Annotated in this window: 18 protein-coding genes; 16 read left to right on the top strand and 2 right to left on the bottom strand. The window is 72.8% G+C overall.

The features are described from left to right. Positions 1-445: 445 nt before the first annotated feature. From DZA62_RS15530 to DZA62_RS15455, 16 genes are all read left to right on the top strand, one after another. Positions 446-2,170: an acetyl-CoA carboxylase carboxyltransferase subunit alpha gene (locus tag DZA62_RS15530; RefSeq protein ID WP_116949784.1), complete on the top strand. Its 1,725-nt coding sequence runs from the start codon at positions 446-448 to the stop codon at positions 2,168-2,170. Then, positions 2,167-2,700 (top strand): acetyl-CoA carboxylase biotin carboxyl carrier protein, encoded by a 534-nt coding sequence (locus tag DZA62_RS15525; protein ID WP_116949783.1) that lies wholly within the window; start codon positions 2,167-2,169, stop codon positions 2,698-2,700. Before DZA62_RS15530 ends, DZA62_RS15525 begins: the two co-directional genes overlap by 4 nt. A gap of 21 nt (positions 2,701-2,721) precedes the next feature. Further along, positions 2,722-4,080, top strand: a complete 1,359-nt coding sequence (accC, locus tag DZA62_RS15520) for an acetyl-CoA carboxylase biotin carboxylase subunit (protein ID WP_116949782.1) — start codon at positions 2,722-2,724, stop codon at positions 4,078-4,080. Then, positions 4,077-5,033, top strand: coding sequence for an ACP S-malonyltransferase (fabD, locus tag DZA62_RS15515; protein ID WP_116949781.1), 957 nt, complete (start codon positions 4,077-4,079; stop codon positions 5,031-5,033). The genes accC and fabD overlap by 4 nt, the downstream gene beginning before the upstream one ends. A gap of 21 nt (positions 5,034-5,054) precedes the next feature. Then, positions 5,055-6,131: a 3-oxoacyl-ACP synthase III family protein gene (locus tag DZA62_RS15510; protein ID WP_116949780.1), complete on the top strand. Its 1,077-nt coding sequence runs from the start codon at positions 5,055-5,057 to the stop codon at positions 6,129-6,131. Then, entirely contained in the window at positions 6,128-7,660 is a 1,533-nt protein-coding gene (locus DZA62_RS15505) for a phytoene desaturase family protein (RefSeq protein WP_116949779.1), read from the top strand. Before DZA62_RS15510 ends, DZA62_RS15505 begins: the two co-directional genes overlap by 4 nt. After that, on the top strand, positions 7,657-8,424 hold the full coding sequence (locus DZA62_RS15500; protein WP_116949778.1) for a 3-oxoacyl-ACP reductase family protein: 768 nt from the start codon (positions 7,657-7,659) through the stop codon (positions 8,422-8,424). Before DZA62_RS15505 ends, DZA62_RS15500 begins: the two co-directional genes overlap by 4 nt. A gap of 43 nt (positions 8,425-8,467) precedes the next feature. Continuing rightward, positions 8,468-8,872, top strand: a complete 405-nt coding sequence (locus tag DZA62_RS15495) for an acyl carrier protein (protein ID WP_116949777.1) — start codon at positions 8,468-8,470, stop codon at positions 8,870-8,872. Beyond that, entirely contained in the window at positions 8,850-9,320 is a 471-nt protein-coding gene (gene acpS / locus DZA62_RS15490; RefSeq protein WP_116949776.1) for a holo-ACP synthase, read from the top strand. The genes DZA62_RS15495 and acpS overlap by 23 nt, the downstream gene beginning before the upstream one ends. Next, positions 9,305-9,745 (top strand): hotdog family protein, encoded by a 441-nt coding sequence (locus tag DZA62_RS15485; RefSeq protein WP_116949775.1) that lies wholly within the window; start codon positions 9,305-9,307, stop codon positions 9,743-9,745. The genes acpS and DZA62_RS15485 overlap by 16 nt, the downstream gene beginning before the upstream one ends. Then, positions 9,742-11,010 (top strand): beta-ketoacyl-[acyl-carrier-protein] synthase family protein, encoded by a 1,269-nt coding sequence (locus DZA62_RS15480; RefSeq protein WP_116949774.1) that lies wholly within the window; start codon positions 9,742-9,744, stop codon positions 11,008-11,010. The genes DZA62_RS15485 and DZA62_RS15480 overlap by 4 nt, the downstream gene beginning before the upstream one ends. After that, positions 11,007-11,408 (top strand): 3-hydroxyacyl-ACP dehydratase FabZ family protein, encoded by a 402-nt coding sequence (locus DZA62_RS15475; RefSeq protein WP_116949773.1) that lies wholly within the window; start codon positions 11,007-11,009, stop codon positions 11,406-11,408. Before DZA62_RS15480 ends, DZA62_RS15475 begins: the two co-directional genes overlap by 4 nt. Further along, the gene (locus tag DZA62_RS15470; protein WP_116949772.1) at positions 11,396-12,688 is read left to right on the top strand and encodes a beta-ketoacyl-[acyl-carrier-protein] synthase family protein; all 1,293 of its coding nucleotides are present in this window, start codon (positions 11,396-11,398) and stop codon (positions 12,686-12,688) included. Before DZA62_RS15475 ends, DZA62_RS15470 begins: the two co-directional genes overlap by 13 nt. A 67-nt stretch (positions 12,689-12,755) precedes the next feature. Continuing rightward, a complete protein-coding gene (locus DZA62_RS15465) occupies positions 12,756-15,083 on the top strand; it encodes a beta-ketoacyl synthase N-terminal-like domain-containing protein (protein ID WP_198663807.1) in 2,328 nt (775 codons plus the stop codon). A gap of 8 nt (positions 15,084-15,091) precedes the next feature. Next, positions 15,092-15,844 carry an alpha/beta fold hydrolase gene (locus DZA62_RS15460; RefSeq protein WP_157987697.1) on the top strand — a complete coding sequence of 251 codons (753 nt, stop codon included), beginning with the start codon at positions 15,092-15,094 and terminating at the stop codon, positions 15,842-15,844. A 2-nt stretch (positions 15,845-15,846) separates the two neighbouring features. Further along, a complete protein-coding gene (locus DZA62_RS15455; protein ID WP_116949770.1) occupies positions 15,847-16,299 on the top strand; it encodes an anthrone oxygenase family protein in 453 nt (150 codons plus the stop codon). Between the two features lie 39 nt (positions 16,300-16,338). On the opposite strand, the gene DZA62_RS15450 is transcribed toward DZA62_RS15455, so the two are convergent. Beyond that, entirely contained in the window at positions 16,339-16,845 is a 507-nt protein-coding gene (locus DZA62_RS15450) for an ester cyclase (RefSeq protein WP_116949769.1), read from the bottom strand. Positions 16,846-16,882: 37 nt separating this feature from the next. Beyond that, positions 16,883-18,058, bottom strand: coding sequence for an FAD-dependent monooxygenase (locus DZA62_RS15445; protein ID WP_116949768.1), 1,176 nt, complete (start codon positions 18,056-18,058; stop codon positions 16,883-16,885). Positions 18,059-18,063 lie beyond the last annotated feature (5 nt).

The following is an 18,063-nucleotide window of genomic DNA, read 5'->3' as shown; positions in this document are numbered from 1 at the left end:
ATTAATGTGACCCGGCAACAAGCTGGATGTCTTGTCGACGTCATATACATGTAACCCAAGTCACCCCAAGAAAGTCGTTGACGTTCGCGCGCTAGGCAGGTTTACTCAAATCCGACAAACAGCAACAAGTTCGCGTTTGCCAGTCAACTGAGAGCGACGGTTGCAACGTGTGGGGGGTCGCCGTGTTTGCCCAGTTCATCCCATAGGCTCCGGGTCCGCCGGTGGTGCGCCGACGCACCGTCGCCGGCGACGGAGGCGCTCGGCACCGGCCTCATCCACGTCCTGGGCACGAGGACGACATCCTTCGCCGGTGCGGAATTCACGCGACGCCGAATGCGAGTTCTCCCCGGCGTGCATTCGATGAGTTGCGTTGTGTGCGGTAGTGGCATCAATCGTGCTGCCCTGCCCACGCGACGCGCTTGACGCGATAAGGAAGTGCTGTGCCATGACCGACACCGTCGCTGAATCGGCCGACCGCCGCGTGTGGAGCCGCTGCCCCAGTTGCTCGACCTATCTCTATGCAAAACGCCTGGACCGGAACGGCAAGGTGTGCCCCGATTGTGGACACCATCTGCGGCTGAGCCTGGACGAGCGCCTGGAGCAGCTGCTCGACCACGGCTCGCTGGCGCCGTTCCCACCGGCGCACGCCGACGCCGACCCGCTCGGCTTCGTCGACTCCCGGCCGTATCCGCAGCGGCTGGCGGCCGCGCGCGGGAAGACCGGCCGGCCCGAGGCGATCGTGGCGGGATCGGCGTCCGTGGGCGGCGAGCCGCTCGTCGTGGCCGCGCTCGACTTCGCCTTCATGGGCGGCAGCATCGGCACGGCGGTCGGCGACACGCTGGTCCGGGCGGCCGAGACGGCGCTGGCCCGCCGGGTGCCGCTGCTGATCGTCTCCGCCTCCGGCGGCGCGCGCATGCAGGAGGGCTGCCTCTCGCTGATGCAGCTGGCCCGGACCTCGCAGGAGATCGCTCGGCTGCGCGAGGCGGGCGTTCTCGTGCTCAACCTCAACACCAACGCGACGTTCGGCGGTGCGACGGCCTCGTTCTCGTCGCTGGGCGACATCATCATCGCCGAGCCCGGCAGCCTGATCGGCTTCGCGGGGCCGCAGGTGATCAAGCAGACCATCCGCGAGGAGCTGCCGGCCGGGTTCCAGACCGCCGAGTTCCTGTTCGACCACGGCATGGTCGACATGGTGGTGCCCCGCCAGAACGTCCGCGACACCGTCGCCCGGCTCCTGCGGGCACATGCGGAGGGGGCCGTCGACGTGACGGCGCGGCCGGCCGCCCTGGCCCCGGCCCGTACCGCGACACGGGGTACGCCGGCCGCCACCCGGTCGCCGGCCCGGCGAGACGCCTGGCAGGTGGTCACGCTGGCCCGCAACATCGGCCGCCCCACGACCCTGGACTACATCGGCCAGCTGTGCGACGACTTCGTCGAGCTACACGGCGACCGTACGCATGCCGACGACCCCGCGATCGTCGGCGGCATCGCCCGGTTCCGTGGACGCACGGTCGTCGTGATCGGGCATCAGAAGGGCCACGACACCGCGGAGATGGTGCGCCGCAACTTCGGCATGCCGCACCCCGAGGGCTACCGGAAGGCGATGCGCCTCATGCGCCATGCCGACCGGTTCGGGCTGCCGCTGATCACGCTCGTGGACACCGCCGGCGCCTACCCGGGGCTGCAGGCCGAGGCGCGCGGTCAGGGCGGGGCGATCGCCGAGTGCATCGCGACGATGTCGCGGCTGCGGGTCCCGGTGCTCAGCGTCGTCACCGGCGAGGGCGGCAGTGGCGGAGCGCTGGCCCTCGCCGTCGCCAACCGGGTGCTGATGCTGGAGAACAGCTACTACTCGGTGATCTCGCCGGAGGGGTGCTCGACGATCCTCTGGGGCAACGCCTCCCGGGCCGCGGCCGCGGCCGACGCGCTCCGCCTCACCGCGCCGGATCTGCTGGAACTGGGCATAGTCGACCGCATCGTCGACGAGCCGGCCGGCGGCGCCCACACCGATCCGGTGGCCAGCGCCGATGCTCTGGGCCGTGCCCTCGAGGCGGGCCTGGACGAGCTGACCGGTCTCGTGGACACCGAGCTGGTGAACGAGCGCTTTCAGCGCTTCCGGGCGTTCGGCCGGCTCGACGACCAGCTGGAGACACGACGCTGGGGCGCGGCATGACGGCGGCGCCGGCACGGCCGCAGGGACCCCACGACACCGAACCCGACAGCGAGCGGGCCGCGCTGGTCAGCCACCTGCGGGTGGAGGCCGCCGCTCTCGTCGGCTCGCTGACCGGACGGGTGCAGCGGGTCCAGGTGTCGGCGGGCGACTGCTCGATCGCCGTCGAGTGGGTGCAACCGCAGCCGCAGCCGGCGCTCGTCGCCGGGCAGCCGGTCGCGAGGGCCGAACCCTTCGACGCCGCCGGTGACGCGGTCGCGGCCGCCGACGGCAGCGACCTCCGGCCGGACACGCACGCGCTGCGGGCCCCGCTGATCGGCGCGTTCTACCGGAGCCCCGTACCGGACGCGGACCCGTTCGTCGAGGTCGGCGACCGGGTCGAGGCCGGGCAGACGGTGGCGATCGTCGAGGCGATGAAGCTCATGAACGAGATCAAGGCCGACCGCGCCGGACGGGTCGCCGCGATCCATCCGGCGAACGGCCAGATGGTCGAGTTCGACGAGATCCTCGTCGAGCTGACCGCGGACGACTGAGCAGCCGGAGGTGAGGGCGTCGTGTTCGAGAAGCTCCTGATCGCCAACCGCGGTGAGATCGCGCTGCGCGTCATCCGGGCCTGCCGCGAGCTCGGCGTCCGCACGGTCGCCGTCCACTCGGCGGCCGACGCGGACAGCCTGCCGGTGCGGCTCGCGGACGAGGCCGTGCTGGTCGGCCCTGCCGCGGCGGCGGCCAGCTACCTCAACATCCCGAACATCATCGGCGCGGCGCTGAAGACCGGCGCCGACGCCATCCATCCCGGCTACGGGTTCCTCTCCGAGGACCCCTACTTCGCCGAGATCTGCGCCGACCACGACATCGCCTTCGTCGGGCCGCCGCCCGAGGTCATGGAGTCGATGGGCGACAAGGCCGTGGCGCGGCGCCTGATGACCGAGGCGGGCCTGCCGCTGCTGCCCGGCACGGTCGATCCGGTGCACACGTTCGACGAGGCCCGCGAGATCGCCGCTGAGATCGGCTACCCCCTGGTCATCAAGGCCGCGGCCGGCGGCGGCGGGCGTGGCATCACCGTCGTGCACCAGCCGGACGACCTGCGCCAGGCCTACCAGACCACGCGCGCGACCGCGCAGGCGGTGTTCCGCAACCGCGACGTCTACATCGAGCGCTATCTGCAGCGTGCCCGGCACGTGGAGATCCAAGTCCTCTGCGACGCGCACGGTGAGGCGGTCCACCTGGGCGAGCGCGACTGCTCGGTGCAGCGCCGGCACCAGAAGCTGGTGGAGGAGGCGCCCTCGCCCGGGGTCTCGCCGCAGCTGCGCGAGGAGCTGGGCGCCGCCGCGCTGGCCGGAGCCCGATCCGTCGGTTACCGGGGCGCCGGCACCATGGAGTTCCTGCTCGACGACGACAACCGGTTCTGGTTCATGGAGATGAACGCCCGCATCCAGGTCGAGCACCCGGTGACGGAGATGCTCAGCGGCGTCGACCTGATCGCCGAGCAGATCTCGATCGCCGCCGGCCAGCCGTTGTCGGTCAAGCAGGAGGACGTGCGACTGGACGGGCACGCCATCGAGTGCCGGATCAACGCGGAGAACCCGGCCAGGGACTTCGCGCCCACGCCGGGCCGGCTCGAGGTGTTCCGGCCCGCGGCCGGCCCGTGGACCCGGGTGGACACGCACTGCGGTCCGGGCGATCTGGTGTCGCCGTTCTACGACTCGATGCTGGCCAAGCTGATCGTCTGGGGACCGACCCGGGACGCGGCCATCGACCGCCTGGGCCGCGCCCTCGCCGAGTTCGAGGTGACCGGGCCCGGAGTCCGCACCACGATCGGCTTCCACCGCTGGGTGATCGGCCACCCGGAGTTCCGCGCCGGCGAGGTGCGCACCGACTTCCTGACCCGGCACACCCCCGAGGAGCTGCCATGACGACCGCATTCCTCTTCCCCGGCCAGGGCTCGCAGCGGATCGGGATGGGCCGGCACCTCGCCGAGCGGTACCCCGAGATCGTCGGGCCGCTGTTCCGCACCGCCGACGACGCGCTCGGCATCGAGCTGTCGCGGCTGTGCTGGGAGGGCCCGGAGGAGGAGCTGCGGCGCACCGAGATCACACAGCCGGCCGTCTACGTGGTCAGCCTCGCTACGCTGCGGGTGCTCGAGGCGCACGGGCTGAGGCCGAGCGTCGTCGCCGGGCACAGCCTCGGCGAGTACACCGCGCTGGTGGCGGCCGGGGTCCTGGACTGGGTCGAGGCGCTCGGGCTGGTGCGCCGCCGCGGCCTGCTGATGGCCGCGGTCCAGGCGACGACGGCCGGGACCATGCTCGCCGTCATCGGGCCGGCGCCGGAGCAGGTCGAGAAGATCTGCGCGATCGCCCAGGAAGCCAGCGGCGAGGTCGTCGAGGTGGCCAACTACAACGACGACACCCAGACCGTCGTCTCCGGCACGGTCGCCGGGATCGCCGCCTTCCACGACCACGCCGGGGGCCTGGAGCCGGCGCCGCGACTGGTACCGCTCGACGTCGGCGCACCCTTCCACTGCTCGTTGATGGAGCCGGTCGAGACCGAGTTCGCCGTCGACCTGGCCGCCGTCACGTTCGCCGACCCGAAGCTCCCGGTTGTCGCCAACACCACCGCGCGGCCGGTCACCAGCGGCGAGGAGGCCCGGGCGGCGCTGCGCGCCCAGCTGGCCGGCTCGGTGCGCTGGCGGCCCAGCCTCACCACGGTCGTCGACCACGGCGTCGACACGTTCGTCGAGGTCGGCCCCGGCCGGGTGCTGTCCGGTCTGTGCCGCACCACCTACCCGGACCTGGCGGTCCACGCGACGGCCGACGGCCGCCGTGTCGACCGCACGATCCAAGCGCTGCGGCCCGCCACCGCCCACTGACGACGACAAGGGAGAAGACCCATGCCCACAGCGCAGATTGCCGGCACCGGTGGCTTCCAGCCGGGCGAGCCGATCGACAACGCGATGATCGAGCGCCTGGTCGGACCGCTGCCTGACGACATCCTCGAGGGCGTGTCGATCCAGCAGCGGTTCTGGATGATCGACCCCGCCACCGGCGAGCACCTGGACAGCAACTCCGGGATGGCGACCAAGGCGGCCCGCGCGGCCCTGGAGAGCGCCGGGGTCGAGCCGGACGAGATCGAGCTGATCATCGTCGCGACGGGCACGCCGGACTACCCGCTGCCACCGGTCGCCAACCTCGTCCAGGAACGACTGGGCCTGGAGGAGTGCGCGACGATGGAACTCCGCTCGGCCGGGTCCGGCGCCGTGCAGGGCCTCGACATCGCCCGGACGTGGATCGAGCAGGGCCGCATCACGACCGCCCTCGTGATCGGTTCGGAGGCGATCTCGCCGGCGTTGGCGCCGGTGTTCCTCGAGACCGACCCGGGCCGGATCCGGATGCGCGACCGCGTGCCGCTCTACATGTTCGGCGACGGCGCGGGCGCCATCGTCGTGCGCGCCGGCGACGGCGACGGGCTGCGACCAGGCACCACCCGGGCCATCGGCGGCACCCGCAAGCCGGGCATCCACGCCATCGGCGGCGGTACGCACGCGCCGATCCTGACCCAGCAACGCTCGAAGCGCCTGGTCGACCTGCGCGTCGACGTGGTCGGCGCCGGCGACTTCACACCGGTGATGGTGACCAAGGCGCTGGCCGACAGCCTGGCCACGGCGGAGCTGACCGCCGAGGAGACCGACTGGTGCCTCATCCCGGAGGGCAACGTCGGCTGGATGCTGGACTCACTGAACGAGGCCGGACTGCTGACCCCCGAGTGGCTGGCCCTGCAGGGCCGCATCTTCGACAACCTCGACCGGACCGGCGCCTGCGGCTGCGCGGCGGTGCCGCTCTTCCTCGACCACGCGTGGCGGACCGGCATGGTCAAGCCGGGCCAGAAGGTGCTGCTCATCGGCGTCGAGGCCACCAAGTGGATCTACGCCGGGATCGCCTGCGACTGGACCGCGGAGGCACCGGCATGACCGAGTACGACGTCGTCGTCATCGGCAGCGGGCTGGGCGGGCTGTCCGCGGCCGCCCTGCTGGCCCGGGCCGGGCTGCACGTCGCCGTGGTCGAGCGCAACGAACACCCCGGCGGCTACGCCCAGGTGTTCCGGCGCGGGCCGTACCTGTTCGACCCGGCCATCCACTTCACCCTGGACGCCGGGCCGCGCGGGTTCACGCCCAAGATGCTGGCGCACCTCGGGGTGGCCGACCGGGTCCGGTTCGTCGCCTCCGACCACACCTACCGCTCGTTCTTCCCCGGCCTGACGGTCGACGCGAAGCGCGGCCGCGACGCCTTCCTCGCCACCCACCAGGAGCTGTTCCCGGCCGACGCCGACGGCCTGGCCCGGCTGTTCCGGATGCGGCAGGACATCTTCGCCCAACTGGCGGCGCTGCCGCAGAAGCTGGGGCCGGACGGCCTGGCGGCGGCGATGGAGACGGCGCCGCTGGTCTTCCGGCACCGGATGTCGTCGGTGGAGGAGGTGCTCGCGGAGTACCTGCGCGATACGCGGACGGCGGCGGCCGTCGCCAGCATCTGGCCCTACGTCGGCTCGCCACCGGCCCGGATGTCGTTCCTGTTGTTCAACCAGATGCTCGAGTCGCTGCACGAGGGCTGCTACTACGCCGTCGGCAGCTTCCAGACCCTGGTGGACGCGCTGGCCGCGGCGGTGGTGGAGAACGGCGGCGACGTGCTGCTCGGCGGCGCCGCGACGAAGATCCTGGTGCGCGACGGGCGGGCCGTCGGCGTCGAGGTCGCCGGCGACACCATCCTCACCGCCCGGGCGGTCGTCTCCAACGCCGACCCTCAGCACACGTTCGGCGAACTGCTGGGCTGGGAGCACGCCGGGGGCGTGCTGCGGCGGCGGATCGGCCGCTACCACCTGTCGCCGTCGGCGGTCGCGCTCTACGGCATCCTGCGCGCCGACCCGGCCGAGCTCGGCCTGGTGCACGAGAACTTCGTGTTCCCCAGCTGGGACCACGGCCGCACCTGGAGCGACCTGCGGGCCGGCCGGCCGGGCGGTATCTGGGTGAGCGTCCCGACGCTGCTCGACCCGTCGCTGGCGGCGACCGGCGAGCACCTGAGCGTGGTCACCGGCCTGGTGCCGGCCCGGGCCGACGGGTCCTGGCGGGCGGTCCGCGACGCCACCGCCGAGGAGATGCTGCGCACGGCCGACGGTCTCGTGCCCGGCCTGCGGGACGCGTTCGAGATCGTCGAGATCGCCACCCCGGACACCCTGCACCGCTACACGAACAGCACCGGCGGTGCCATCTACGGCTGGGAGAACATCCCGGCCCAGACGGCCAGCAAGCGGCTGGCGCACCGCACGCCCGTGGACGGGCTGTTCCTCTCCGGTCAGTGGTCGGAGGAGGGCACATCGTCGCTGCGGGTGCTGACCTCCGGCCGGGCCACCGCCGCGCTCGTGGCCGGCGACCTCGGCCGCCCCGGCGCCGTACCCGACCTGGGTGGCCCGTCCTTCCTGAACCAGCTGCGAGGGGATGACCGATGAAGCTTTCCACCAAGGTGGCGCTGGTGACCGGCGGGTCGCGGGGCATCGGCCGCGCCGTCTGCCTGACGCTCGCGGCCCAGGGCGCCTACGTCGCCGTCAACTATCGCGCCGGGCGTGACCAGGCCGAGGAGGTGGTGGCCGAGATCGTCGCCGCGGGTGGCAAGGCCATCGCCGTCGCCGGCGACGTCTCCGACCCCGACCACGCGGCCGCGATGGTGGAGCAGACGGTCGCCGAGCTCGGCGGGATGCACATCCTGGTCAACAACGCCGGCATCGCCAAGGACGTGTTGATCTTCAACATGGAGCCCGACGACTGGCGCTCGGTGATGGAGACCAACTTCGGTGGCGTCTTCAACTGCACGAAGGCCGCGCTGAACCACTTCATGTCCCAGCGCGAGGGCGTCGTCGTCAACGTCTCGTCCGTGATGGGCGAGCGTGGCTGGGTCGGCCAGTCCAACTACGCCGCGTCGAAGGGCGCGATCAACGCCTTCACCCGGACCGCCGCGGTCGAGCTGGCCCGCTTCGGCATCCGGGTCAACGCCGTGCTGCCCGGCTTCGCCCCCACCGACCTGGTGTCCGGCCTGGTCGAGAAGGGCGGCAAGGGCATCAAGAAGCAGTTGCCCATGCGCGACTTCGCCCGGCTGGAGGACGTCGCCGCCACGGTCGCGTTCCTGGCCGGCCCGGACTCCCGCTACATGACCGGCTCCGCCCTCACCGTCGACGGCGGAGGCAGCGCCCAGCTCGGCATCGGCCGACCCGACTGACCATCCACGACCCGCACACCCACCACTCACGAGGAGCGAGACGATGACGAACGAGGAGCTCTACCTGGCGGTCCGGCCGGCGGTGGCCGAGGCACTCGGCCTGGACGAGGACGAGGTCACGCCCGACGCCACGCTGTTGGACGAACTCGGCGCGGAGTCCATCGACCTGCTGGACATCCTGTTCCGGCTCGAGCGCTCCACCGGGGTGAAGATCCAGGCCGCCGACCTGTCCGAGCACGTCCAGGGCGGCATCCCCGACGAGGAGTTCGGCGACGAGGAGAAGGACGTCATCACCCCGGTCGGCATGGCGCAGCTGAAGAAGGTCATGCCGCAGATCGCCGGCATGGGCCTGGACGGCAAGCTGCAGCCGGAGAACGTGATGAGCTACTTCACCGTCCAGAACCTGACCGACCTGGTGGCCGCCCGTGCCGCGGCGGTCTCCGCCTGAAGCGGCCGTCGAGGCCGCGCCGTTCCGCGTCCGGGTCGGCGTCGACATCGTCGACGTGGCCCGGCTGGAACGCCTCCTCGACGACAACCCGAGCGCGGCCGGCGAGCTGTTCACCGCCGCCGAGTGGGCCTACTGCGGCGGCAAGCGGCGCCGCGGGGAGCACCTCGCGGCCCGCTTCGCCGCCAAGGAGGCGGTCCTCAAGGCGTTCGGCACCGGGCTGTCCGGCCGGATGCGCTGGACCGACGTCGAGATCGTGAACACCCCGCTGGGCCGGCCGGTCGTGCGGTTGGACGGCGCCGTGGCGGCCCGGGCCCGCGACCGCGGCGTCCGTGACGTCGACGTCTCGCTCACCCACACCGCGGGCATGGCGCTGGCCCACGCCGTCGTCGTCAGCCGGATCGAGACCGGCTCCACCGAGAGAAGGGACTCCGGGTGCGCTTCCATCTGATCGACCGCATCGACGAGTACGAGCCACGGCGCAGCGTCCGTGGCCGCACCGTGGTGTCGGCGGCATCGCCGGCCGTCGTCGACCTCGGTGACGGGCCGGTGCTGCCGCCCCCTCTGGTGCTGGAGGCGATCTGCCAGGCCGGCACGTGGCTGATCATGCTGTCGACCGAACGCCGCAAGCGGGCGGCGCTGCTCCAGATCGGCGGCGTGCGGTTCGTCGGCGACGCCCGGCCCGGTGACGTCGTCATCGTCGACGGCGTCGTGGAGTCGATGAACGACGAGACGGCGGTGCTCTCCGGGACGGCGCGAGTCGCCGGGAAGCCGGTGGTCGAGGCGACGGACATCATGTGCGCGCTGATCGACGCCGACGACCTGGAAGCACCCGAGGACAGCGAGCGCATGCTGCGTCAGCTGACCGGCGCATGAGGACGCTGGACCGCCGGGTCGTCATCACCGGCGTCGGCGCGGTCACGCCGGTGGGCAACGACGCGCCGACGACGTGGGCGTCGCTGGTGGCCGGCCGGAGTGGAGTCGGCCCGATCACCACGTTCGACGCCTCGACGTTCGCGGTGCGGATCGCCGGCATGGTCAAGGACTTCGACGCCGAGGCCCGCATCCCGGACGAACGGCTGCGCCGGCACCTGTCCCGGCCGGGCGCCTTCGGCGTCGCGGCGGCCGCGGAGGCACTGGCCGACGCGGGGATCGACGACACGACGTACCCGGCGCACCTGCGCGGGGTCAGCGTCGGGGCGACGGCCGGGCGACCGGCCCTCGCGGAGCTGGCCGAGATCTTCCACCGGATCAAAGGCGCGCTGCCGCTGTACCGCCACCCGCCGGATCACGTCTGGGAGCGCGACCAGAACGTCCCGGCCGCCGCCATCGCCCAGCTGGCCGGCTGCGAGGGTCCCGTGGTCGGCGTCTCCACCGCGTGCACGGCATCCGGCCACGCCATCGGCGAGGCGTACCGGCGCATCCAGGAGGGCGACGCGTCGATGATGGTCGCGGGTGGCTACGACTCGCTCATCACCTGGCTCGACGTCCTCGGCTTCTCACTGCTCGGCGCCCTCACGACCGATCACGCCGCCGAGCCCGAACGCGCGTCGCGGCCGTTCAGCGCGGACCGGTCCGGCTTCGTCCTCGGCGAAGGCGCCGTGATGGTGGTGCTGGAGGATCTGGACTCGGCGCTGGCCCGCGGTGCCACGGTGCACGCCGAGATCACGGGCTACGCCGCCACCATGAACGCCTACCGGATGACCGACCCGCCGCCGGACGGAGGCGGCGTCACGCTGGCGATGGCGCAGGCGCTCGAGGACGCCGGGGTCGCGCCGGACGAGGTCGGCTACATCGCCGCGCACGGCACGTCCACGCCGGGCAATGACATCTGCGAGACGCGGGCGATCAAGGACGTCTTCGGCGGCCACGCCTCGAAGGTGGCCATCAGCTCGGCCAAGTCGATGGTCGGCCACCTGACCGCGGCGGCGGCCGGCGTCGGTCTCGTCGGCGCCCTCGGCGTGCTGCGGGAGAAGGTCGCGCCGCCCACCATCAACCTCGACGAGCCGGACCCGAAGCTCGACCTCGACTACGTCCCCAACACCTCCGCGGCGGTGGACACCCGCACGGCGATGGTGAACGCCTTCGCCTTCGGCGGGACCAACGCGTGCCTGATCGTGCAGGAGCTGACCACGTCATGACGTCCTTGATGAGCCTCGACCGCGTCGTCGACGTCGAGTCCGGGCGGCGGGCCGAGGCGATCCGCGCCGTGCCCGGCACGCTCGACCTCTTCGACAGTCACTTTCCCCGGTTCCCGGTGCTGCCCGGCGTGCTGATCCTCGGCACCCTCGGGACGCTGGCCGAGCTGCTGATGCGCGACACCACCCGGTCGAGCTGGCGGCTGGGCGGCGCGAGCGGCGTGCGCTACCGGCACTTCGTCCGTCCGGGCGACCTGCTTCGGCTGACCGTGGAGCTGATCACGCACGACGACGGCACGGCGACGTGCTCGGCGGTCGCGGCCGTCGAGGAGCGGCGGGTCACGACGGTGCGCCGGCTGCTGCTGGACCGCGTGGCGGGAGGTGCGCCGTGCGCCGGGTAGCCGTCACCGGCATCGGCCTGGTGACCGCGCTCGGTGTCGGGACCGACGAGACCTGGCAGGCCGTCGTGGCCGGCAAGAGCGCCGTCGACCAGCTGCGCGGCTTCGACGCGTCGACGCTGGACGCCCGGCTCGGCGCGGAGATCGCCGGCTTCGACCCCGCCCCATACGTCGCCCAGCGGCGGGCGCTGCGCAACATGACCCGCAACGACCAGCTGGCGGTCGCCGGAGCGGCGCTCGCGGTCCGCGACGCCGGCCTGGACCCGGTGGCCGGCACCTCGCTGGATCCGGACCGGCTGGGCCTGTTCATCGGCGGCAACAAGGAGATCTCCGAACCGTCGAAGGTGCTCGACGCGGTCCTGCTGGCCCGCAACGAGGACGGCACCGCGGACGTGCGGCGCATGGGCACCGAGGGCGCCGCCCAGTTCTATCCGCTGTTCTACGTCGAAGGCCTGCAGGCCGCCGCGCTCTTCTACATCTCCCAGGCGCACCACCTGCGCGGTGCCAACACGTACTTCGCCGGGACCGGTGACGTCGGCGGCACCGCCGTCGGCCGCGCGTTCCGCGCGGTGCGCCGGGGCGAGGCGACGGTCGCCGTCGCCGGCGGGTTCGACGACCCCACGTCCTGGTGGTCGATGACGAAGCTCGACCCGCTCGGACTGCTGACCCCGAGCAACGACCTCGGCGCCGCGGCCTGCCGCCCGTACGACCGCGCCCACGACGGCACCGTCATGGGTGAAGGCGCGGCGTTCGTCGTCCTCGAAGACCTGGAGGCGGCCCGCCGTCGCGGCGCGACGGTGTACGCGGAGGTGTGCGGCTTCGGCGCCGGGTTCGACTCCGGCGTGCTGGGAGAGCCGAGCCGGTCCGGCCGCGGGCTGGCGCACGCCATCCGGGCCGCGCTGGACGAGGCGGGTGCCGACCCGGCCGACGTCGACTACGTCGCCACCGACGGGACGGCCACACCCGACGGCGACGCGGGTGAGGCGGCCGCGTTGCGCGACGCTCTCGGCGCCGCCGCGGCGACGGTGGCCGCCAGCACCGTCAAACCGGCCGTCGGGAACCTGGTCGCCGGTGCCGGTGCGCTCAACGTCGCCGTCGCGGCGCTGGCCAGCCACCACGCCACCGTGCCGCCGACATTGAACCTGACTGACGTCGACCCCGCCTGCGCCGGCATCGACTGGGTGCCGCGGGAGGCGCGCCGGATACCGGTCGGGCACGCGCTGGCGCTGTGCCGAGGCATGGAAGGGCAGAACGTCGCGATCGCGCTGCGTGCGCCGCGGTGACGCCCCACCGGCGATCCCGAGAGACCACGAACGACCACCCGCGACCCCCACGGACGAGGAGACCATCGTGACCAACGCATCGCCGCGCCGGCCGGCCCGTGTCGCCGTCGTGAGCCTCGGCGCCATCACGTCCCAGGGCCCGACGGCGACCGACCTGTGGCAGGGCGCGCAGAAGGGCCGCGTGGCCATCGTGCCGGTCCGGCACCTGCCCATGGACGGCTACCGCACCACTCTGGCCGGGGAGATCCGGGACGAACGGCGGCCACGGCACCGGGCGGGCTACCCGTCCGGCTACCGTGACCGCGCCCTGGAGTTCGCGCTGGCCGCGGCCGAGGAGGCGATGGCGGCCGCGGGCGTCGGTGTCGGAACGGCCACGGGTTCGGTTCCGGCCGAGCGGTGGGGCATCGTCGTCGGCAGCTGCAACGCCGGACTGCTCAGCGGCCGGCACTGGTACCTGGAGCAGCTGCGCGGCGGCGCGCCCGACCCGCGGCTGCCGATGTTCGTCCCGCCTCAGGCCATCGCGGAGGCGCTGGCCGGCGTGTACCGGATGAAGGGTCCGGCGCTGTCGGTCAACACCGCCTGCGCGGCCGGGGCCAACGCCATCGGCTACGCGGCGGAGCTCATCCGGTGGGGCCAGGCCGACGCGGTGCTCACCGGTGGCACCGACGCGCTCTCCGATGTGCTCGTGGCCGGCTTCAACTCGCTCGAGTCGCTGTCGCCGGAGCCGGCCGCGCCGTACTCCAAGGATCGGCGGGGCCTGTCGCTGGGCGAGGGCAGCGGGATGCTCGTGCTGGTGAGCGACGCGGTCGCAAGGTCCCTGGAGCTGCCCGTGCTGGCGGAGGTAGCCGGCTACGGGCTGTCCGCCGACGGCTACCACGCCACCGCGCCGCACCCGGACGGCCGCGGCGCGTCGCGGGCCATCCAGGCGGCGCTGCGCACGGCGGGGGTGGACGCGCACGAGGTGGGCTACGTCAACAGCCACGGCACCGGGACCGCGAAGAACGACCCGGCCGAGACCCGGGCCACCAAGCTCGGCCTGGGAGAGGCCGCCGGATCGGTCGCCGTCAGCAGCACCAAGTCGATGATCGGGCACCTGCTGGGCGCCGCCGGTGCGGTCGAGGCGATCGTCACCGTCGGGGCGCTGCAGGAGCAGACCGCGCCGCCCACCGCGAACTTCACCGAGCCCGACCCCGAGTGCGACCTGGACTACGTGCCGAACGTGTCGCGCCCGCTGGACACCTTGGTGGCGCTGTCGAACAACTTCGCCTTCGGCGGCGCGAACGCCTCGCTCGTGCTCACCCGCGGCCGGGCCGCGGTGCCGCCGTCACCGGCGCGCGACCGGGTGGTGGTGACCGGGATCGGCGCGCTGTCCGCGGCCGGCGTCGGCACCGGCTCGCTGTGGGACGCCTTCGCCGCCGGTCGCGACCTGGGCGCCGACGAGAACGGCATCCGGGTGGCGCGCGCCGACGTCGACGTCACCGCCCGGTTGACGCCCAAGCAGCGCCGGCGGATGGACCGGATCGGCATGTTCGCGGTGATCTCGTCCCGGCTGGCGTTGGAGAACGGCGCCCTGGAGCTCGACGACGACAACGCCGCCGCGGTCGGCACGGTGCTGGGCACCGGCGTCGGCCCGATGGAGGCGATGGAGGCGTTCTCGCGGCCGCTGTTCGACGAGGGCCCGCGGGCGGCCAGCCCGGCCGTCTTCCCCAACACCGTCTACAACGCCGCCACCGGCCAGGTCTGCATGCACGTCGGGGCGCTCGGCCCCACGTCGACCGTCACCACCGGGCATGCCGCCGGCGCGGCCGCGATCACCTACGCCGCCGACCTGGCCGCGCTGAACCGCGCCGACGCGATGCTGGCGATCGCCGCCGACACGCTCACCGACGCGGTCGTCGACGCCTATCGCGGCCTTCCGTCCGGCGGTTACGCCCTCGCCGAGGCGGGGATCGCGGTCCTGCTCGAGCGGCGCTCGGCCGCGCTGGCGCGGGGCGCGGCTCCGGTCGCGGAGGTGCTGGGGTACGGAATCGCCGGCGACGGCCTCGGGGTCGGCCGCTGGAGCCCCGGGGGCCGCGGCCTGGAACGGGCGATGCGGCTGGCCCTGGACGGCGCCGGGCTCGCGCCGTCCGACGTCGTCGCGGTCTGGTCGTCGATGACCGGGCTGCGCGGCGCCGACGACGCCGAGCGGGCGGCACTGGCGCGGCTGTTCGGCGGTGGCCCGGCCGTGCTGGCGCCCAAGACCCTGCTCGGTGAGCCGCTCGGCGCCGGCGGTGCGCTGAACCTCGCGCTGGCCGTCGAGGCCTGGGCGCGTGACGAGCACGTCGGCCCGGTGCTGGTGAACAGCTCGTCGCTGGGCGGGACGCACGTGTCGATCGTGCTCGCCCCGGCCACCTGATGGCCCGGGTGCGCCCGGCCGAGCACCTGCTCGACGACGGCGTCCCGGCGCTGGGCTACGGACGGTTGCCCGGCGCCGGGCCCACGGTCGTGTACCTGCACGGCCTCGGGGCTCGGTGGCAGGTCTTCGCGCCGCTGATGCTCCGGCTGCACGACGACGTCGACCAGCTGGCCCCGGACTTTCGCGGGCACGGCCGCTCCGGCCGGACGCCGTTCTACGGTGTTGCCGACTTCGCCACCGACACCGCCCGGTTCCTGCGCGCGACGGCGTCGGGGCCGGTGGTCGTCTACGGCCACTCGCTGGGCGGCTGGGTCGGCCTGGTGCTGGCCGCGGCGTACCCGTCGCTGGTGCGGGCGCTGGTCGTCGCCGACTCCGCGATCTTCCCGGAGCGGCTCGACCCGCGACTCGTCGTCGCCTACCTGGCGGAGCGGCCGATCGCGTTGCGCTCGCTGGCGCCGTCGCTGGATCAACTCGACCAGGAGGTGCTCGCCGCCTACTGGGCCGGCCGGATGCTGGCCGGCTACGACCCGCAGGAGCTGCTGGCACGGGTCGAGTGCCCGACCCTGCTGCTGCAGGGCGACCCGGGCCGCGGCGCACTCATGGGTGACGACGACGTGGCCGACGCGCTGAAACTGCTGCCCGAGGCCGGTCACGTGCGGCTGGACGGCTTGGGCCACGGACTGCACGTCGAGGACGCCGAACGGGTGGCCGCCGAGGTGCGGGCGTTCGTCCACGGCATACCCTTCCGCCGGAAGGAGTGATCATGGACGTCCTGGGGTTCGTCGTGATCGTGGTGGTCGGCTTCACCGCCGCCGCGGAGTTCGGCTCGTACGCGTTCGTCCATCCGGTGATCCGCCGGCTGCCACCGGAGCACCATGTCCGGGTGGAGCAGGGTCTGCTGCGCACGTTCGGCATCGTCATGCCGCCGTTGATGACGGCCAGCCTGGTGCTCGCCATCACCAACGCCGCACGCGGCGGCACCGAGGGCGGGCCGCTGTGGCTGCGGGTGGCGGCTGCGGTCGCCTGGGGTCTCGGCATCGTGTCGACGGTGCTGGTCAACGTGCCGATCAACCTCGCCACGCTGCGGTGGGATCCGGACGCGCCGCCCGAGTCCTGGCAGCACACCCGGTCGCGCTGGGAGTGGTTCCAGGGGTTCCGCTCCTGGATGTATCTGCTCAGCTTCGTGCTGGTCACCTGGGCGGCGACGGCGGCCTGACGGCGCCACCTCCGGCGGGTGGCGCCGCCGGCGCGGCGCTCAGGCGGAGCGGCCGCGGCGGGTGAGCCGGTCCTTGAGCCGGATGCCCGCGACCACCAGTCTGGCAAGTGGCTTGGGCATGCTGCCCTTGGGCAGCATGCCCAGCTGGCGGGCGGCGCCGAGCTGGTCGGACTCCTGCCAGCCCTCGACGATGCGCCCGTCCTTCATCCGCACGATGCTGATGGACTCCAGCGTGACCGAGCGGCCGGTGGCCGGAAAGCCGTTGAAGAAGCCATTGTGAGTGCCGGTGGAACTCCAGCGGATGACGACGACATCACCTTCGGCGATCATCTCGTGAACGTCCATGGTGAAATCCGGGAGCCCGGTGCTGATGCGCCGCATGGCTTCGCGCATTCCCTCCCGGCCGGGCGGCAGGTCGCCTTCGCGGACCTGATCGTGGAAAACGACGTCCTCGGCGACCACCTCTTCGGCCACCGCCCAATTTCCCTTTCCCCAGGCCTGCTCCAGGTAATGCGTGACGATGGCCTTGTTCTGTTCAGGGCTCATGGTTTTCCTCTTTTCGATCGGTGGCCGGGTGAGAACGTCAGGACGCCGCCAGCGCGGGATGCCGGCGGGTGTCGAGCTCCAGTAGCGACGGCGTCACCAGCGCGCCGACGGTCCGCAGGATGGTGGCGTTCGCCGCGGCGCCGATCCGGCTGTCCCACGCCGCGGAGTCGCCCACCTGACGCGACGCCCAGACCAGCAGCAGGGTCCGCGCGCGGCGGATCCGCTCGTAGCCGCGCAGCGACGCCAGCAGGCCGCCGCCAGCGCCCAGTTGCCGGCCCAGCACCACCGCGTCCGTCAGCGAAGCGCCGGCACCCTGGCCGAGGTTGAACGTCATGGCGTGCGCGGCATCGCCGAGCATGGTGACCCGGTCGGCGCCCCAGCGCCGGCGAGGTGCTTGGTCGTAGGTGTCGCGTCGGCGGATTCCGCCGGCCGGGGTGGCCTCGACCAGCGCCGCCGCGGTGGGGTGCCAACCGTTCACGAATCGTGTGATGGCGGCTGGGTCGCCGAGGACGTCGCCATCCTGGCCCTGGGCGGCGTTGCGGACGAACCACCAGCAGACCTTGCCGCCGCCGAGGTGGAAGAACGCGAACCGGGCACCCTTGCCGTGCAGGATCCGGAAGACCCCGTCGGGGGCGCCGCCGTCGCCGTCGGCGATGCCGAACCAGTGGGCGTAGCCGGGGTGCCGGGGCGCCGCCTTCGGGTGCAACCCGGAGCGGACCACGGATTTCAGGCCGTCGGCGCCGACCATCAGATCACCTCGCTCGGTGCTGCCGTCGGCGAAGACCGCCGTGACGCCGCGGCCGTCCTGCTCCACGCGGGTCAGCGTGGAGCCCAGCCGCAGACTGCCGGCACCGAGCTCGTCGTGGAGTGCGGCGATGAGCTCGGTGCGCCGCACCGCGATCGGCATCGCACCGAGGGCCTGGCCGCGCTTTCCGACGTCCAGGCCGTTGAGCACGCGGCCGCGGGCGTCGCACATCTCGAACCGCTCGACCGGGTGTCCGATCTTCGCCGCGGCGTCACCCAGACCCAACTGGCCCAGGGACAGCACGCCGGCGTACCAGAGCACGTAGCAGCCGCCGACCTGAGCGGCTCCGAGCGACGGCGCGCGTTCGAAGACGACGGTCTCGAAACCAGCTCGCCGAAGTGCGATGCCCGCGGCGGCGCCACCGATGCCGGCGCCGATGACGAGTGCTCGCCGACCATTCTTCCGCATGTGGC

The organism is Jiangella endophytica (assembly GCF_003427025.1).
GTDB lineage: Bacteria > Actinomycetota > Actinomycetes > Jiangellales > Jiangellaceae > Jiangella > Jiangella endophytica.
Note: the sequence above shows the minus strand (reverse complement) of the source record. Positions and strands in the feature narration are given on the sequence as shown.

Excerpts from the sequence above, each read along its gene's own strand:
- DZA62_RS15530 (WP_116949784.1), top strand. The coding sequence starts at position 446 with ATGACCGACACCGTCGCTGAATCGGCCGACCGCCGCGTGTGGAGCCGC.
- DZA62_RS15525 (WP_116949783.1), top strand. The coding sequence starts at position 2,167 with ATGACGGCGGCGCCGGCACGGCCGCAGGGACCCCACGACACCGAACCC.
- fabD (WP_116949781.1), top strand. The coding sequence starts at position 4,077 with ATGACGACCGCATTCCTCTTCCCCGGCCAGGGCTCGCAGCGGATCGGG.
- DZA62_RS15510 (WP_116949780.1), top strand. The coding sequence starts at position 5,055 with ATGCCCACAGCGCAGATTGCCGGCACCGGTGGCTTCCAGCCGGGCGAG.
- DZA62_RS15505 (WP_116949779.1), top strand. The coding sequence starts at position 6,128 with ATGACCGAGTACGACGTCGTCGTCATCGGCAGCGGGCTGGGCGGGCTG.
- DZA62_RS15500 (WP_116949778.1), top strand. The coding sequence starts at position 7,657 with ATGAAGCTTTCCACCAAGGTGGCGCTGGTGACCGGCGGGTCGCGGGGC.
- DZA62_RS15495 (WP_116949777.1), top strand. The coding sequence starts at position 8,468 with ATGACGAACGAGGAGCTCTACCTGGCGGTCCGGCCGGCGGTGGCCGAG.
- DZA62_RS15480 (WP_116949774.1), top strand. The coding sequence starts at position 9,742 with ATGAGGACGCTGGACCGCCGGGTCGTCATCACCGGCGTCGGCGCGGTC.
- DZA62_RS15475 (WP_116949773.1), top strand. The coding sequence starts at position 11,007 with ATGACGTCCTTGATGAGCCTCGACCGCGTCGTCGACGTCGAGTCCGGG.
- DZA62_RS15455 (WP_116949770.1), top strand. The coding sequence starts at position 15,847 with ATGGACGTCCTGGGGTTCGTCGTGATCGTGGTGGTCGGCTTCACCGCC.
- DZA62_RS15450 (WP_116949769.1), bottom strand. The coding sequence starts at position 16,845 with ATGAGCCCTGAACAGAACAAGGCCATCGTCACGCATTACCTGGAGCAG.
- DZA62_RS15445 (WP_116949768.1), bottom strand. The coding sequence starts at position 18,058 with ATGCGGAAGAATGGTCGGCGAGCACTCGTCATCGGCGCCGGCATCGGT.